The 16,090-nt window shown below is 64.7% G+C and carries 14 protein-coding genes; 6 read left to right on the top strand and 8 right to left on the bottom strand.

From position 1 onward, the window contains the following. Positions 1-24: 24 nt before the first annotated feature. Genes PAN31108_RS23160 through PAN31108_RS23170 form a run of 3 tightly spaced genes read left to right on the top strand, consistent with a single transcriptional unit; the run spans position 25 to position 4,427 of the window. Complete coding sequence (locus PAN31108_RS23160; RefSeq protein ID WP_150671115.1) at positions 25-1,350, top strand: hypothetical protein; 1,326 nt, start codon at positions 25-27, stop codon at positions 1,348-1,350. Further along, entirely contained in the window at positions 1,328-2,992 is a 1,665-nt protein-coding gene (locus PAN31108_RS23165) for a glycoside hydrolase family 44 protein (RefSeq protein WP_150671116.1), read from the top strand. The genes PAN31108_RS23160 and PAN31108_RS23165 overlap by 23 nt, the downstream gene beginning before the upstream one ends. 10 nt (positions 2,993-3,002) lie before the next feature. Continuing rightward, positions 3,003-4,427, top strand: coding sequence for a lipopolysaccharide biosynthesis protein (locus tag PAN31108_RS23170; RefSeq protein WP_246184109.1), 1,425 nt, complete (start codon positions 3,003-3,005; stop codon positions 4,425-4,427). A 15-nt stretch (positions 4,428-4,442) separates the two neighbouring features. On the opposite strand, the gene PAN31108_RS23175 is transcribed toward PAN31108_RS23170, so the two are convergent. Next, positions 4,443-5,372, bottom strand: a complete 930-nt coding sequence (locus PAN31108_RS23175) for an NAD-dependent epimerase/dehydratase family protein (protein ID WP_150671117.1) — start codon at positions 5,370-5,372, stop codon at positions 4,443-4,445. 13 nt (positions 5,373-5,385) lie between these two features. After that, complete coding sequence (locus PAN31108_RS23180) at positions 5,386-7,089, bottom strand: FAD-dependent oxidoreductase (protein WP_150671118.1); 1,704 nt, start codon at positions 7,087-7,089, stop codon at positions 5,386-5,388. A gap of 201 nt (positions 7,090-7,290) precedes the next feature. Here PAN31108_RS23180 and PAN31108_RS23185 point away from each other — a divergent pair, with 201 nt between their 5' ends. Further along, a complete protein-coding gene (locus PAN31108_RS23185) occupies positions 7,291-8,106 on the top strand; it encodes a WecB/TagA/CpsF family glycosyltransferase (RefSeq protein WP_150671119.1) in 816 nt (271 codons plus the stop codon). Positions 8,107-8,241: 135 nt separating this feature from the next. Here PAN31108_RS23185 and PAN31108_RS23190 read toward each other — a convergent pair whose 3' ends face one another. Further along, the gene (locus PAN31108_RS23190) at positions 8,242-9,657 is read right to left on the bottom strand and encodes an undecaprenyl-phosphate glucose phosphotransferase (RefSeq protein ID WP_246184110.1); all 1,416 of its coding nucleotides are present in this window, start codon (positions 9,655-9,657) and stop codon (positions 8,242-8,244) included. 295 nt (positions 9,658-9,952) lie between these two features. Continuing rightward, positions 9,953-10,438 (bottom strand): glycine zipper 2TM domain-containing protein, encoded by a 486-nt coding sequence (locus tag PAN31108_RS23195; RefSeq protein WP_150671120.1) that lies wholly within the window; start codon positions 10,436-10,438, stop codon positions 9,953-9,955. 466 nt (positions 10,439-10,904) lie between these two features. Here PAN31108_RS23195 and PAN31108_RS23200 point away from each other — a divergent pair, with 466 nt between their 5' ends. After that, entirely contained in the window at positions 10,905-12,401 is a 1,497-nt protein-coding gene (locus PAN31108_RS23200) for an MFS transporter (RefSeq protein ID WP_150671121.1), read from the top strand. 112 nt (positions 12,402-12,513) lie between these two features. Here PAN31108_RS23200 and PAN31108_RS23205 read toward each other — a convergent pair whose 3' ends face one another. Further along, a complete protein-coding gene (locus PAN31108_RS23205; RefSeq protein ID WP_150671122.1) occupies positions 12,514-13,674 on the bottom strand; it encodes a phosphodiester glycosidase family protein in 1,161 nt (386 codons plus the stop codon). A 354-nt stretch (positions 13,675-14,028) separates the two neighbouring features. Beyond that, complete coding sequence (locus PAN31108_RS23210) at positions 14,029-14,505, bottom strand: CBS domain-containing protein (RefSeq protein WP_150671123.1); 477 nt, start codon at positions 14,503-14,505, stop codon at positions 14,029-14,031. A gap of 565 nt (positions 14,506-15,070) precedes the next feature. Between PAN31108_RS23210 and infA the strand changes: the two genes are divergently transcribed. Further along, positions 15,071-15,292, top strand: coding sequence for a translation initiation factor IF-1 (gene infA, locus PAN31108_RS23215; RefSeq protein ID WP_039393473.1), 222 nt, complete (start codon positions 15,071-15,073; stop codon positions 15,290-15,292). A 28-nt stretch (positions 15,293-15,320) separates the two neighbouring features. On the opposite strand, the gene PAN31108_RS23220 is transcribed toward infA, so the two are convergent. Together PAN31108_RS23220 and PAN31108_RS23225 are read right to left on the bottom strand one after the other, a co-directional pair. After that, the gene (locus tag PAN31108_RS23220; RefSeq protein WP_150671124.1) at positions 15,321-15,767 is read right to left on the bottom strand and encodes a GNAT family N-acetyltransferase; all 447 of its coding nucleotides are present in this window, start codon (positions 15,765-15,767) and stop codon (positions 15,321-15,323) included. Positions 15,768-15,793: 26 nt separating this feature from the next. After that, positions 15,794-16,090 carry an acylphosphatase gene (locus PAN31108_RS23225; protein WP_150671125.1) on the bottom strand — a complete coding sequence of 99 codons (297 nt, stop codon included), beginning with the start codon at positions 16,088-16,090 and terminating at the stop codon, positions 15,794-15,796.

Genomic DNA, 16,090 nt, shown 5'->3' on the forward strand with positions numbered 1-16,090 from the left:
ACAGCTGCGCAGCCACCCCTCGAAATGGAAACCGCGCCGGGCAATGCGACCGGGGCGACGCACGGGACGCCGGAGATGCCGGTCCACGACGACCTGCCGGCCGTCTTTGCGGGCGGCCTGCCGCGCGCCTTCGTCGTCGGTTGCCTGGTGGTGGTGCTGCCGCTTTTCGGCCAGACCTTTCACTACATCGCGACGTTGTATCCGTTGTGGGCGCTCTCGAAGGCGTTCCCGATACTGACGCTGCCGCTGGTGCTGCGTCTGGGCAGTCAGCCGCGCTTTCCCATCACGCGGCAGGTATTGCTGAGTTTCGCGTGGCTGGTCATGGTGCCGAGCTTCGCCGCCGTCATCTATTTCAACGAAAGCTTTTTCACGAGTGTCACGGCACAGGTGAAGCTGCTGCCGATCCTGTATTTCTTTTCCTTTCTGGCGCTGCTCCTGATGCTCAAGCCCACGTTGCAGGAGCTTGGGCGCAGCTTCGTGATTTTGGGCGCGGTCATCGTCGGCGCGCTGATTCTGATGTGGCTGCTGGTGCCGGCCGACTGGTACAAGGAAACCTACGTCTTCGGTCAGGCGCCGTTCTTCACGAGCGACAGTCGCGGGCACCGTATCCGCATGTCGATGTACTTCCCGTTCATCCTGCTGTTTTTCTCCTATCGTCGAGCGTTCTTCGAGCGTAACGTGGGCTATCTCGTGAGTGTGCTCATCGGGCTGGCCGTGGCGCTGCTGATCGTGAAGTCCCGTGCGCTGGCCATCGGCATCATGGGGGTGCTGGTGATCAATACGTTCGTCTGGGCGCGTCCGCGCGCGCGCATCGGCCTGATGCTGGTTGCGCCGATCGTGCTTGTCGGCATTTTCTCGATGGGATACCTGGCGACGATTTTCAGCGCCAACGCCGAGACCGGCTTCGACACGCGTCGGATCTCGGCGCTGCTCGCGACGCGCTTTCTCGGCAACGACTCGCTGCGCTGGCTGTTCGGCGTGGGGACGATCAGTCCCGCGAGCGGCGACACGCTGACCACGTATTTCCATCACTTCTTCTTCCTCGCCGACATCACGTGGCTGGGGATCGTGTTCGAGTACGGTCTGCTCGGCGCGCTCGTTATTTTGTGTTTTCAGTTGCGCGGCCTGTTTTTCTATCGGCGCCTGCGTGCGGAAGTCGAAGACGACTTCCTGGGCGCGCTGTACGACTATCTGGTCTTCGTGCTGCTGGTATCGTTTTTCTACCCGCCAACGCTCGCGCCAGGCGAAACGGCCGTCATTCTGGCGATCTTCGTCTACATCTGGCGCGCCGGCGGATTCGATCATCGTGCTGCCCCCCGGAGTCTCCATGCGCGTATTGCCGCGCCGTAGTGCGTATTCCCGATGGATTCAACTCGTCGGCGCGGCCGTCTTGCTGTCGTCCGCCGCCTGTACCAAAGCCACGCCGGGCGGACCGCTCGCCGTGTCGATCGCCGTGGATGCGGCGGCCGATCGCCATCCGATCAATCCGTTGATCTACGGCATCAACTTCGGCACGACGGCAATGTTGCAGGACCTGCGCGCGCCGCTGAACCGCTCGGGCGGCAACAGCGCGTCGGCCTACAACTGGCGGCTCGACGCGCGTAATGCCGGTCGCGACTGGTACTACGAGAGCCTGCCCGTCAACCCGACCGACATCAACGATCAGTTCGGCGACCGTTTCGTTGCCCTGACGCAGGCCGCAGGCGCACAGCCGATCGTCACCATCTCCATGCTCGGCCGGGTGGCGACGCTCTCGCGTTCGCGCGACCGGCTGGCGAGCTTCTCCATCGCCAAGTACGGCCCGCAGCAGAACTACGACGTGGACGGCATGACGGACGCCGGCAACGGCATTCTGCGCGACGGCACGCCCGTAGTGAACGATCCGGACGATGCCACCGTGCCCGACGATCCCGCAAGCCAGCAGGCGCGCGTCACGGCGTTGGTGCAGCAGTTCGGACCGGCCCGCGCGGGCGGCGTGAAGTATTACGCGATGGATAACGAGCCGAGTCTGTGGCAGTTGATCCACAACAACTCGCATCCGACGGGCGCACATGCCAGCGAAATCGCCGCAAAGGTGATTGCCTACTCCCGTGCAGTCAAGCGCGCCGATCCGGACGCCAAGGTGCTCGCGCCGGAAGAGTGGGGCTGGAACGGTTATCTGTACAGCGGCTTCGATCAGCAGTTTTCGATAACGCACGGCTACGCGCAGGCGCCGGACCGGCTGAAGGAAACCGGCGGCATGCCGTATATCCCGTGGTTGCTCACACAGTGGAAGCATGCCGGTCGTCCGGTCGACATCTTCAGTCTGCACTTCTATCCGCAGAGCAAAGAGTACGAAGAACCTGCGACCGGGAATTCGACGGCCATCGCGCTCATGCGCAACCGTTCCACGCGCAATCTGTGGGACCCGAATTACAAGGACCCGACGTGGATCAATAGCGTGGTTGCGCTGATTCCGATGATGCGTCAGTGGGTGGATACGTATTACTACCCCGGCACGCCCATCGCGCTCACCGAATACAACTGGGGTGCGGACACTCGCATGAACGGGGCGACGGCGCAGGCCGACATTCTCGGCATCTTCGGGCGCGAACGGCTGGACATGGCGACGCGCTGGGGCACGCTCGACCCGTCGATGCCCGTCTACAAGGCGATCAAGCTGTATCGCAATTACGACGACAAAGGCGGCGAGTTCGGCTCGATCAGCGTGTCCGCCACCGTGCCCGATCCGGATACCGTGTCGGCATTCGCGGCGTTGCGCGAAACGGACGGCGCGATGACCGTGGTCGTCATCAACAAGCAACTCGATCGCGCGGCGCAGGCCACGGTCTCGCTTGCCAATTTTGCGGCGACGGGCATGAGCGAAGTCTGGCAACTGGCGGATAACAAGCTCGCGCGCGCGCCGGATGTCCCGGTGTCCGGCGGCGAACTGCAAGTCGAACTGCCGCCGCAGAGCATCAAGCTTTTCGTGTTGCGCAAGCCGGCCAACTGAGATCAGCGAGATGTCGACGCCGCGTAATTCGCCTGAATCGCCTGAATCGCCTGAATCGTCTGAAGTGCCCGGCTCGCGTCCGGCGTCCGGGCCCTCGTCGGCATCGCCAGGCAAGTCGGGCGCCTCGATGATTCGCGGCAGCGTGATCAGTCTGGGCGTGCGTCTGCTGGATCTGCCGAGCCGCTACGGTTTTCACCTGCTGATCGCGGCGGCGCTGGGCGTCGTCGAGACCGGCAATTTCTACATCGTCTTCAGCACGATGGTGGCGCTCGCCGGGTTCGGACGTCTCGGCATCGATCAGGCGCTCACGCGGCAGTTGGCGATGGATCTCGCGTCAGGCGGGGCCGCTGCCGTGCGCCCGACGATTCGCCGCGCACTGGGGCATGTCTTCCTGGCATCGACAGCCGTGTCGATGCTGCTCATGGCAGGCGCGGCGCTCTTTGCCGATCGCATTCTGCACAAGCCCGACCTGGCCGCGCCGCTCATGCTCGGTGCACTCTCTTTCGTGCCGCAGAATATGGGGGCGGCGATTGCGGGGGCGCTCGCCGGACTCCAGCGCGTGGGTGTCAGTCAGATGATCTATTCGTGGCTGTGGCCCGCGATCTTCTGCGTGGCGGCGATCCCGCTGGTGGCGACAGGCAAACTGACGGTGGCCAACACGCTGGTGCTGACGGCGGCGAGCTTTTCCGTCGCGGCTGTCGTGGGCGCGGTGTTGCTGCGACGATGCCTGCGCGAGGTGCCGTCGGGGGCGCCGCACGGCGTGGTCCCCGTCGTTCCCGGCCTGCTGAAACCGGGGCTGTCGTTGTTCACGCTCGAACTCACCAAGTTGCTGATCACGTCCGCCCCGGCCATCGTGCTGGGGATCGTGGCGTCGTCGCGCGAGACGGGGCTGTTCGCGCTGGCGTGGCGTCTGGCGCTCGTCGTCAACATTCTGATCAGCGGCGTGACGGGAATGGCCGCGCCGCGATTCGCGAGCCTCTACGCGCGTCGGGACCTGCCGGCGCTGGAGCGCAGCGCGGCACAGGCGATCGGGCTGGTGCTGTGTCTGGCGTTGCCGGTGACGCTTGGCATGCTGCTCGTGCCGCACTTCCTGCTGGGCCTGTTCGGCCACGGTTTCGACGACGGGGCGAACGCGCTGCGCGTGCTGGCGCTCGGTCAGATCGCGGCGGCCTGCTTTACCGCGATGCCGGAACTGCTCGGCATGACCGCGCACACGCGCTCGCTCATGCGTATCAATGTGGTCTCGGTCGTGGTGTTGCTGCTGGGCCTTGCGGCGCTCGCGCCGATGGGCGGCAGCGTCGGGGCGTCGGTGGCGGCCTCGCTGGCGATTGCGGTGAATGGGGCGGCTGCCGCATGGGCGGCACGCCGCTTGCTCGGCGTATCACCGTTCACCACGCTCTGGCGCTGGACGGCGGGACGCCTGACGCGACGTTGATCGCGCCGCCGTCGGTCAGGCGCGTGCGGCTTCCGCCTTGAGCGCTTCGCGCCAGGGCGTCCACGTCAGATCGAACGTCGTCTCGGCGCGACGGGCATCCAGACGAATGTCCTGCTGCCACAGACGTGCGAGTGAGGGCGGCAACGGCGGCGGCAATCCCCTGACGCCGACCTTGCGACCCAGCATCTCGGCGATCTTGAGCGCGGGCGCCACGAGTTTCGTCTCGATCTTCAGACGTCGTCCACCGATGCGCCTCACGGGCGTTGCCCCCAGCGCCATCGCGTACGCGACGAAGTATTCGTTCCAGCGCGGAGCGTCGGCCATCGCAAGGTTATACGCGCGTCCGCCCGCGTCGGGACGACGCAGTGCGCCCAGCACGACCTTCACCACATCGTCGACATGCACGAGATTGCTGTGGGCGTCGCCTGCCGCGCCGAGGTCGCCGAGACGGCCGGCGCGCAGCAGGTCGGCGATGCGTTCGGACCATTGCGGACTGCCGCCGCCGTAGACGCATCCCGGACGCAGCAGCGAGACCGTCGGCAGACCCGCAAGCGCTTTCTCGGCCTCCACCTTCGCCATGCCGTACGGGCTTGCGCCCGCGAGCGCGGCGGATTCGTCGATACGCCCTTCTGCGCTGCCGTACACGGCCATCGAGCTGAAGTACACGACAGGCAGTGGCTTGCCGAGCGTGTCGAGCGCCTCGCGCAGGGCGCGGGCATTGCTCACGATGGTTTCCGGCGATCCGGCGACGCAGTTCACCAGCGCGTCGACATCGGCCAGCGCGGCAACGAGCGAAGCCGGGGAGAGCGCGTCGACGGCGCGCATGCCGGCGTCGGCCCGACGCGATGCGGCGACCGGCTCGGCCCAGTCGCTGGCGGCGAGGGCGTTGGTGACATGGCGACCGATGAAGCCGGTCGCGCCGGTGACAAGAATGCGAGCTTTCATATGGCGGACGAGATCAGTTAGTCGACGAGGAAGTCGGTGGTGCGGGCAGGGCGGTGATGTTCGCAGGGCCCTGCAAATGATGCGCGAGACGCAGGGCCAGCGCCACGATGCTAAGGGTGGGGTTGGCTTGCCCGGAGGTCGGGAAGACCGCCGCACCCGCGATAAACACGTTGTCGGCCTCATGCAGGCGGGCGTCGCCGTTCACGACACTGCTGCGTGGGTCGTCGCCCATGCGCGCCGTGCCGATGTGATGACCGCCATAGGCGCCGTAGCGTGTCATTTCGGCCTCCACGTCGGCAGCATCGTACGAGAAGCGGCCCACGCCGGTGCGCGCGATTTCCTGCGCCAGTGCGGCAAGAGCGCGCGTCACGGTGAAAACGTCCTGCGGCGTGTAGCGCCAATCGATGTGGATGCGTCGCATGCCGAGCGCGTCGCGCGTATCGCTCAGCGTCACACGGCTGTTCTCGCAGGGCGCCTGTTCGGCGTGGAAGTCCAGACTGAAGCGCAGGTTGGCCGGACGCACGATCACCGACGGAAACTTGCGGGCCGCGAGCGTGCGATGTGTGGCCCAGTGTGCGAGAAAGCGCACGGTATTGGGAACGTCCGTGATCACGTTGCGTGCGTGCGCGAGCCAGTTGCCGATGCCGCCCGGAGCGTCGCCGTAAAGGCGCTTGGCGTATTCGTACGGCACGATCGGGCGCGCCAGATACAGCGCCGAGAGAATGCCGTTGCCGTGCCCGGCGTCCGGAATGCGCGGATGATGCAGGCGAGCGATGAAGTTGCCGGCATGCAGATCGCGCTGGGCCTGTGGGCGCAATGCCAGACGGCGCCGACAGTAGGTGCCGTCGTCGGAGACGTCGTATCCGTGCCAGACCGACGTCGCCCCCGAGAGATCGACGGTGCCGATAGTCCCGGCCAGATGGCTCATGTAGTAGCGGCCGACGACGTCATGGGCATTGCCCAGCCCTCGACCGCTCACCCCAGGGCTGTTCAGCAGCAGACGCGGCACTTCGAGACCGCCCGTCGCGAGCACATAGGCGCGCGCGGCGACGGTAAAGGTCTTGCCATCGAGCGTCTTCACCTGCGCGGGGCCGACGAGACGCGTCTGAGCATCCTGCATCGGCAGATGACAGAGGTTGGCGTGCTGGATGACCCGAACGCGGCTTTTTGCGAGACGAGCGCGATAGCGGTTGCCGAAATCTGTCGGACAACTAAATCTCTCCAGAGTGTTCGTCGAGAACACATCGCTATCGAAGTTGCCGATCATCGGGCGCGACGGGGCCGAAGCGCGCGGGAACGCCTGCTCTGCGGTGTAAGCGAACTCGCCGGCTTCGCATAGCGCATTGGCCTGGGCATACCACGGCATCAGATCGTCGAGCCCGATGGGCCAGCCGCTGTGCGGCATGTAGTCGCGCCTTTCGAAGTCGATGGCGTCGAGCGGCATGCAGCGTCCGCCCCACAGGGTGGTCGACCCGCCGAAGCGGCGCACGCGATAGCTGTCGGCGGGATGATGCAGGCGGGTGTCCTCGACGGTGCCGGTGTACAACTGCTGGACGGCCGGCTCGGGGGCTTCGCCGCCGCTTTCGAGCAGCACCACGTCGAGCCCGCTCGCTTCGAGCGCGAGCGCTAGGGTAATGCCGGCGGCGCCTGCGCCCGCAATGCACAGGTCGGCTTGCAGTTCGGTGCCGGAGGGAATGTCGTGAGCGTCGAGGATCATTGGTCGCGGCAAGGCCGGGCGGTCTTGCGGTGGATGGACAGGTGACGTCGTGAAATACGCGACATATCGTGAAAAGTGTCACTGACGGGCCGGGTGGGCGCTGCTACTATCGTGCCTGCCATCGAACGTCGCCGGTACTGCCGGACGATGAGGGCATGCGGGAAACGTTGTATTCGCTGGATATGGGGAACACGATAGGTCATGAGCCGTGACACTGAACTGAAAGCCGCGCCGGAAGCCGACGCTCGCGAAGTCTTCGAGCCCAACGTTGCCTTGTTCGGTCTGAACATCGCCGCCGTGCCGTTCGGGCAGGCCGTCGATGTGCTCGCGCATGCCGCTGCGCAACGCGACGGTCGCTCGCGCATCGTGGTGACGCCGAACGTCGACCATATCGTGCGGCTCGACGTTCTGCCGGCGTTCAAGCAGCAATATCGCAAGGCCGATTTCCTCTTCGCCGACGGCATGCCCATCATCTGGGCCAGCCGACTCTTCGGCAGACCGTTGCCCGGGCGTGTGACCGGCGCCGATCTGCTGCCCGCGTTGTGCGACAGGGCACGGGCGTCGGGCCGAAAGGCGGTGTTCGTGGGTGGGCGTCCCGGGCAGGAGGCGCAACTGCACGCAGGACTCTCGCAGCGTTTTCCAGGGCTCGATTTCACGTTGATGATTCCGTCGATGACGTTCGACCCGACGGGGCCGGAAGGACAGGACATCGCGCAGCGCGTGCGCGAGCTTGCCCCCGATCTCATCTTCGTGTGTCTGGGCATGCCCAAGCAGGAGCGCTGGGCCATGGCGTACGCGGACACGATGCCGGGCGGGGTGATGCTGTGCGTGGGGGCCGCCATCGAGTTCGCCGCAGGCATGCAAAAGCGCGCGCCGAAGTGGATGCAGCGCAGCGGTTGCGAATGGATGTACCGCATTTTGCAGGACCCGGGTCGCATGTGGCGTCGTTACCTCGTCGAAGACCGGCGTTTTATCGGTATCTGCTGGCGGCAGTGGCGCGCGCTCTGCCGGGAATGAGCGCGGTGGCCGCTAGGGCAGTGGTTTCCGCCAGCGCCACGATTGTCGCTGCCGCGTTCGCCGATATCGCGCCGGCGTTGTGATGCAATGAAGCCGTCTTGAAAGACGCCACCGAAGACGATCAACGCCGTCGATTCAGACGGCGTTGCGTCCCGTCACCATGACGGGAATCGTCTTGAGCAGGATCTTGATGTCGAGCCACAACGACCAGTGCGTAATGTAGTAACGGTCGTACTCCACGCGTCGCTGCATCTTGTCCGGCGTGTCGGTCTCTCCGCGCAGGCCGTTGATCTGCGCCCATCCCGTAATGCCCGGTTTGACGCTGTGACGCAGCATGTATCCGGGAATCATGCGACGGTACATCTCGTTGTGCTCCTCCGCGTGCGGACGCGGCCCCACCAGACTCATCGACCCTGCCAATACGTCGAACAACTGCGGCAGTTCGTCGAGCGACGTGCGGCGCAGGTGCCTGCCGATCGGCGTAATACGGCTGTCGCCCGCGTGCGCCTGACGCAATCCGCCGGTCGCGGCGGCCGCGGCGTCTTCCGGCTGCATCACGCGCATCGAACGAAACTTGTGGATGACGATCGGCTCGCCGCGCTCGCCATAGCGACGCTGACGAAACAGGATCGGTCCCGGCGAGTCGAGACGCACCGCAATGGCGACCCCCAGCATCACCGGGCTGAGCAGCACCAGAATCAGCATCGCACCGACGACATCGATGCCACGCTTGATCATGCGTAACAAGCCCTGCACCGTGATGTCGTGCAGCGCAAGCAACGGCACGCCGGCGATGTCGGTGCTCGTCATCGGCAGATCGCCGGGGAAGCGGAACTCGGGCAGCAGGTAGATGGCCGCGGTCGAGTCGTACAGACGGTGAACGATCTCGGTGGTGAGTTCCTTGTTGTCCTGCTGACCGATGGCGATGAAGACGATTTCGTATTCGTTCGCCTGGATATTCGCTGCGGCGTCGGCGTAGCGGCCGAGGTAGGGCGGGAAGACTTCGCCGGCGTCCGGTGTGACCGGCGTATCGTTGTAGTAACCCGCGACCTGAATGCCGAGGATGGGCGAGCGTTGCAGGCGCAGATTCAGCTTGCGCGCCTCGGGCCCCAGACCGAAGAACGCCGCGCGACGCTGGTTGCCCGGCGCGTTGTTGATGCTGTGCGCCATGCCGCGCAGTACCGCGAGTCCGATCATCTGCAACGGCAGGGCGAGCGACGTCCACTCGGCGACCATCATGCGTACGTCGTTCTGACTCTCGTAAGTGAGGAACAGCAGCACGATGACCGTCAGCAGCAATCGGCACCATCGCATGGCGCCGCGTCCGAGCATCCAGCCGAGATTCCGGGCGCTGGCAAGCAGATGAAAGCGTGCGAAGACGACGAATGCGGCCGCCGCCAATGCACAGACGAGTGTGATGCCGTAAGGGGTGTAGGGGTTGTGACCGTTGAGCCGAAGGACGGTGAAAAAGGCGCCCGCGTTGAGCACTGCACTGAAGCCGCCGACCATCGCCATGAAGAGCCGATGGTGGTAAGTCGTCTGAGTCGACATGACGAAATTCGAAGGTAGCGGTAACTGACGGACTCGGCAAAGTTCCGGAACGGCGGGGGCCCTCCGATGGTCGCACCGATTTTCGCGCGTATCTTAGCAGGTCAAATTTGCTTTGCGTGTGACCGCGCTCTGGCCGTCGATTATGGGTTGCCGCCGTCCCCCGGGCGTCCCCCGGGCATTCCTCGTCTCCTGCGCTGCGTGGGCCGGCACCGGCCACGAAAATGAAAACGCCCGCCGGGGGGAATCCCGGCGGGCGCTCGATACTGTCGACGACGATGCTTGTCGTCGCCTCGGCTTAATACGGATACACCGTGTCGTTCGAGATCGCGGCGCGCTGGCCTTGCTGCACGCGCAGCGGCGGCGCTTGCGTGACGGTGGCGACGCGGCCGTCGTCCAGACGGACCGTGATGCGGTAGAGGACGTTCGGCTCGCCCATGCTGTTTTCGATCCGGTTGCCCGCGATGCCGCCGATCGCCGCGCCGGCGATGGTGGTGGCGGTGCGTCCGCGTCCGCCGCCCATCGTATTGCCGAGCAGGCCGCCGGCCGCTGCGCCGAGCACCGTACCCAGAATGTTCGGGCTGTTGTTCGGACCGTTCAGTTGCTCGATCGACTGGACCGTGCCGTAAAGGGCCCCCTGCTGTTGCGGCGGCTGGTAGCCTTGCTGATAGCCCTGTTGGTAACCCTGCTGCTGGTAGCCGTATTGCGGGCCCGGCGCCACGCAACCGGCCAACATGACAGCGGCCAGCGCCGCGCTGATTCCCGTAAGTGCTTTGATCTTCATTTTGGATCCGTCCTCGTGAGCGTGAGGTGTTAATTCTTGGTCGTGCGCCCCGGCCGCAACTCGGTCACGGTTGCACACCATGTGGCACATGTATTGCGACCACGATGCGGAATGTAGGGTTCCGCAGCCCTTCTTGCTGTAAGAAAAGGTAAGCGTCTGTTAAAGACTGTGCACTGCCGCAGACCCCCGCGCTGCGCGGATTTGCCGGCGGTCGCCCCCGACTTGGGAGATGCCTCGATGAGGTTCCCGTCCGGTGAGACATGGGGTCATGCTCTGCGATTGCTTAACTTGCGAGGGGGATTCGCTATGAATTTGGGATTTGTGCAGCATATTTTAGTGCTAAATCCCGTAGGGGTGGCGGATGGCGGGGGAATCGTCTAAGCATATAACCAGAAAGCCCTTGGGTGCTCCGGGGGCAGACGGTAGCATCGCGACCTTTGGCGTTCGCTTTTTCCGGTTCAGTCTCATGTCAGTCGACGTTTCCCTGTCTTCCCCCGTCTCCGCTCAAACGAGTGCGGACTCAGTGGCCTCGGCGCCCGCGGCGCCCGTGATTCCCGCCGGCGGTCCCGCCGTTATTCGTTCCGCCGCAGATGTCGCACGACTCGTCAACGAGGGCGGCGCGCGCGTATCGAATGCCCGCTGGATCGTCGCCATCGCACTCGGCGGCGTTTTCCTCGACGCCTACGATCTCGGTGCGCTCGCCTTTGGATTGAAGGACGTTAGCCGCGAATTTCAACTCACGCCGGCGGGCACGGGCATGGTGGCGTCGGCCATTACGTTCGGTGCGATCGTCGGGGCGTTCCTCGGCGGTTATTTCACCGATCGCATCGGGCGTTATCGTGTATTCATGGCCGACATGCTGTGCTTCGTGATCGCGGCGATCGCGTGTGCGCTGGCACCGAACGCGTATGTGCTCGCCGGTGCGCGTTTCGTGATGGGGCTGGGCGTCGGTATCGATTTGCCGGTGGCGATGGCCTTCCTCGCGGAGTTTTCGAAACTCAAGGGACGCGGCAACAAGGCCGCGCGGGTCGCGATGTGGTGCCCCACCTGGTACGCGGCGATATGCGGGTCTTACTTGCTCGTGCTGCTGTGCTACTCGCTGCTGCCGGCGTCGCACAGCGCGCTGCTCTGGCGCATCATTCTCGGCTTCGGTGCGATTCCGGCGCTGGCGATCATCGCCGTTCGTAGCCGATACATGAGCGAATCGCCCGTGTGGGCAGCGAATCAGGGCGACCTCGACGCCGCCGCGAAGATTCTCAAGCGCGCCTATGGGATCGACGCGGTGGTTGCCACGGATGCCGAGCGCGCTGCGCCCCGGCGTCCGGCGGCGTGGAGCAACTACGGCAAGCTGCTCAAGGGCGTGTATCTGCGTCGTACGACGCTCGCGACCATCATCGCGGTGGCCTCCTCGTTCGCGTACAACGCCGTGGCGTTCGGCCTGCCGGTGATCATCGCCAGCTTCCTCGCGCAGTCGATGCTCACCACCATTCTGATGTCGCTCGCGCTCAATCTGTTGTTCGCGTTCACGGGCGGTCTGCTGGGCGTGCGTCTCGTGCCGAAGGTCGGGGCCTGGAAGCTCACGGTCGTGGGCTATGCCTGCCAGTTGACGGCCCTCGTCGGCCTGGCGCTCGTGGGCAAGCCGCACGGCGCGATGCAAGTCGCGTGGGCGCTCGGTTTCCTCGCGTTGTTCCTGCTCGGTCAGGGCTTCGGCCCCGGGGCGCACTCGATGACGTTCGCGTCGCTGAGCTACCCGACGTCGTTGCGTGGCGTGGGCGTGGGCTTCAACCAGACGCTCATGCGTGCGAGTTCGACCGTCTCCCTGTTCCTGTTCCCTGTGCTGGCCGCAGCGCTCTCGACGAAGGTGTTCTGGGTCATCGCTGCCGCGCCCGCCATCGGCTTGCTCGCGCTGCTGGCGATTCGCTGGGAACCGTCGAATTACGATGTCGACGCGGAAGATTTTTGATCGTGCCGCGTGATCTCGTCGCGTTTGCAGGAAATGACCGGGGAGATCGGTAACGCCACGATCGGGTGAAAGCGATCGTGGCGTTCTGACGCCGGGTGGCCCTCGACCGCGATCAGTTGCCCTGTAGCGCCTGTGCGATGGCGATGCGACCGGCGTTGGCGTCTGCGGGAACACCCGGTTGCGCGCCCAGCGAGGGCGTCGAAACGATGATGTTCGGCGTGGGGCGAATGCCATCACCCGAAATGCCGCCGCGACCGTGCGCCAGCGTCGTGACACCGTCGGCGTTGCGCACACCGACGTAGGTCGAGCCGCCGCCATCGAGCGCCAGTGTCGAGGCGTTGCCGCCGGTGCCGCTGAAGTGGGCGTGACCCTGGGCTGAGTCGGCCCCGATCTTCGTGAGTTTCTGCCAGTCGGCCATCTTGGCGCCGTTGGTGCGGCTGCCGCCTGCCGTGAGCGCGTGCATGACGACATCGCCACGATCTCCGGCGGCCGACATGTTGACGCTGATCGCCGAGCGCTCGATCGGGTCGCCGCAGGGCGTCATGGCTCCACCGAGTTTATTGAGCTCGTTCTCGTGCTTTCCGTCGGGGCGATACAGGAACTTGTTGTCGGTGAACGGCACGGCTTCCTGTTCGCCGTTCTGTGCGAGCAACGGACCGCTGCATAGCGCCGTTTCGTCGTTGATCTTGACCTGCCCGTAATAGGGCTTCCAGATCTCGGAGATCGGCTGATGGTCCGAGCGGTGTGAGGTCGGACCGATCGTGACGCCGATTTTGTCGATCGATTTGCCCTGATCGTCGAGCATGCCGGGTTTGTGGATGAAGTAGCCGCCATTGACGATCGCCGTCGGCACAGGCGTGTGTTGCGCCAGCACTTCGGGACGCGCCGGCAGCGCGCCATCCGTCGTGCCGATGACGCGCGTTTGCCCTGCGCCGCCTGCTACCGTGACGCGGGTGTATTCGGACGTCGGCTTCATGAGGCCTTGAATGCGGCTCAAGGGGGTGTGCGCGCTACTGGCGGGCGATGAATCCGGCTTCGGTGGTCTGATCGTCGTTTTGACGATGCCGGGCGCGACCGATTGCACGCGCACTTGCTGGCGTACGCGAGCGCCTTCGAGAGTGGCCTTGGCGCGTGCGATCTGGCGCGCGGGTAATCCGGACAGTTGGACGTCCATCGCGTTATGGGACGAAACTTCTGCCGCACCGGTACTCGCAGGGGCGGGTGCTGCGGGTTGCGCAGTGTCGGCGGCAGGGGCATTACTTCGAATTTTCATGCGGCGTGTATGACAAGGAGGTGAATCGTATGGTGCGGGTGCATCGTGTGACCCGCAGGGCTCGCTCGGAGCGCGCGTAGCTTGACCGGTTCGACCCTGTCGGGACGCAGCAAACGCGAATGCGATTGGCGAAAAGCGCACGGTGTTTATCGCGATGGGGCATTCGTCACACGGTTGTCATGCGACGGATGCCTGGCGCACGGCGCTTGACGTGACAAGGAGAAAGGGAAGGGAGGGCGGACAGCAAAAAACGGCGCTTCGTCGCGAAGCGCCGTGCCCCTGATTACGCTGTCGGACTTATCTCTGGCGAGCGGGCGGGTGGCCGGGCAGGCGGACGGCAGGCTGCCGCGCCGCTCAACTCGGCCGCGACGGTGATGTGCCGACCAGAGCGGCGCTGCCGCCCATGATGTAGTTCTCCAACTGGTCGATCGTGAACTGCTGCTCGGTGATGATCGCCTTGACCAGATCGCCGATGGACAACAGGCCGACCAGTTCGCCGTCTTTCATCACGGGCAGGTGACGGATGCGATGCTGGGTCATGAGCGACATGCACTCTTCGTTGGTCTGCTCGGGGCTGACATAGCGCACGGCGGCGGTCATGACGTCGCGCACTGGCGTGTCGACCGAGGTCCGGCCCATAAGCGCCACTTTGCGGGCGTAGTCGCGCTCGGTGAAGATGCCGACGATCGCACGGTCGTCTTCGCTGACCAGCACCGCGCCGATGCGGGCCTCGGCCATCAGGGTCAGGGCATCGAGTACCGAATCGGACGGGCGTACCTTGTACACCGTGTCGACCGATTTGGACTTCAGGATCTGAGCGACGGTTTTCATGGTCAATCCTCCTGCGGGCTACGGGTACTTACAGCATAGTTGAGTGCGCGTTGCGCGTCACATCGGCGTTCACCCCGAGTGAACCGGGTATCGGTTTTCGCTCATTGGTGCATTGCGCAACAAATAGACGACAAAGCGTGCATTTAGGCGGGCGGGCGCCATTTTTTCTACACGGGCGACACAGAAAGGCGTATCCTTGCGGGATCGGCGAAAATTCGCCGATCATCGCCTGACGATCGCGAAATGCTTTATCGGCGCCGCGGACACCCCTGTCCTGCGAGCCGGATCACTCGCTGTGCCGATGACGCGGACCGATCCGGTCTTCGCCCTCCCGACACGCACTGCTCGTCGTTGCGGCACTGCCGCAATGTGCCTTGCTCCTTCGAACCACCGCCGCTTTTCGGTGCACCGCTCGCCTCGATGGCCGGTCCACCGGGTAGGCTCCTTTTGGCGTTCGATGTGCACCCCCGTCAGATTCCGGGTGCGGGGACGGTATTGGCGAACGAACTTTCAGTAACACCGGTGCTGCGCCCCTCGCGAGCGGCACCCTCAAGAGGACACGATATTGGCCAAGGAAGAACTGATCGAATTCAGCGGACACGTTTCGGATGTGTTGCCGGACAATCGCTTTCGCGTCACGCTCGAGAACGGCGTGGAAGTGGTGGCATATGCGAGCGGCCGCATGCAGAAGAACCGCATTCGTATTCTCGCGGGTGACCGCGTGACGCTGGAAATGTCGCCCTATGACCTGAGCAAGGGCCGCATCAACTACCGTCACAAGAATTAAGTCGGCGCTGGCGTTCGCCGGAACGTCATCAGGTCTGGCATTTGCGCGTCAGACGTTGCCCGTCGCGGGCATAGCCATGGCGCGCATAGAAGCGATGTGCGGCGACCCGATGGTCGCTGCTCGTCACTTCGATCTTCTCGCACCCCCGCTCGTTGAACCATGCGTGAGCGGCCGCCATCAGCGCGTGCCCGACACCCGAGCCCCGCACGTTTTCCTCCACCACCAGCGCCGTAATGCGTCCCAGCCGCCCCGCCAGATGGAACATGGTGAGCGTGTGCAGTCCGATACATCCCACAAGGCTTTCGTTTTCGTCGAGCGCGACGAACGCGGCGTCGTCGCCACCGGCCGTCGATAGCGCGATATTGCGACGAACGATGTCGAGCGGCGTTTCGTAACCCAACTGGGCGAGCAGGGCGACGATGCGCGGGGCATCGTCCGGCTTGGCACGGCGTGTGCTGGGCGTGGGTGATGTCATGGGACGGGCGCGCGCGAGCGTTCGGGTCAGAGTTGTTCGAACCGGTCGAAACGGCGTCCGGTGTACTCCACTTCGCTTTCGAAATCCGTCACGCGTGCGCCCGGCGGGCCGCGCCGCATCCATTCGAGCATCTTGTCGACCTGATCGGGCGTGCCTTGCACCATGGCGAGGATGTCGCCCTCCGGCAGCGCCTGCACCCAGCCGCGAACACCGATCAGGTGCCCCTCGCGCACGGCTGCCTGACGGTAGCCCACGCCCTGAATCTTGCCGCGCAGACGCACGGCCACGGTTTCCAGCGATGAACTGGTCGAGAGAGACTTCAT

Source organism: Pandoraea anhela (assembly GCF_902459655.1).
Lineage (GTDB): Bacteria > Pseudomonadota > Gammaproteobacteria > Burkholderiales > Burkholderiaceae > Pandoraea > Pandoraea anhela.

Excerpts from the sequence above, each read along its gene's own strand:
- PAN31108_RS23165 (WP_150671116.1), top strand. The coding sequence starts at position 1,328 with ATGCGCGTATTGCCGCGCCGTAGTGCGTATTCCCGATGGATTCAACTC.
- PAN31108_RS23190 (WP_246184110.1), bottom strand. The coding sequence starts at position 9,657 with ATGTCGACTCAGACGACTTACCACCATCGGCTCTTCATGGCGATGGTC.
- PAN31108_RS23185 (WP_150671119.1), top strand. The coding sequence starts at position 7,291 with ATGAGCCGTGACACTGAACTGAAAGCCGCGCCGGAAGCCGACGCTCGC.
- PAN31108_RS23170 (WP_246184109.1), top strand. The coding sequence starts at position 3,003 with ATGTCGACGCCGCGTAATTCGCCTGAATCGCCTGAATCGCCTGAATCG.
- PAN31108_RS23180 (WP_150671118.1), bottom strand. The coding sequence starts at position 7,089 with ATGATCCTCGACGCTCACGACATTCCCTCCGGCACCGAACTGCAAGCC.
- PAN31108_RS23210 (WP_150671123.1), bottom strand. The coding sequence starts at position 14,505 with ATGAAAACCGTCGCTCAGATCCTGAAGTCCAAATCGGTCGACACGGTG.
- PAN31108_RS23195 (WP_150671120.1), bottom strand. The coding sequence starts at position 10,438 with ATGAAGATCAAAGCACTTACGGGAATCAGCGCGGCGCTGGCCGCTGTC.
- PAN31108_RS23225 (WP_150671125.1), bottom strand. The coding sequence starts at position 16,090 with ATGAAGTCTCTCTCGACCAGTTCATCGCTGGAAACCGTGGCCGTGCGT.
- PAN31108_RS23160 (WP_150671115.1), top strand. The coding sequence starts at position 25 with ATGGAAACCGCGCCGGGCAATGCGACCGGGGCGACGCACGGGACGCCG.
- PAN31108_RS23220 (WP_150671124.1), bottom strand. The coding sequence starts at position 15,767 with ATGACATCACCCACGCCCAGCACACGCCGTGCCAAGCCGGACGATGCC.
- PAN31108_RS23175 (WP_150671117.1), bottom strand. The coding sequence starts at position 5,372 with ATGAAAGCTCGCATTCTTGTCACCGGCGCGACCGGCTTCATCGGTCGC.
- PAN31108_RS23205 (WP_150671122.1), bottom strand. The coding sequence starts at position 13,674 with ATGAAAATTCGAAGTAATGCCCCTGCCGCCGACACTGCGCAACCCGCA.
- PAN31108_RS23200 (WP_150671121.1), top strand. The coding sequence starts at position 10,905 with ATGTCAGTCGACGTTTCCCTGTCTTCCCCCGTCTCCGCTCAAACGAGT.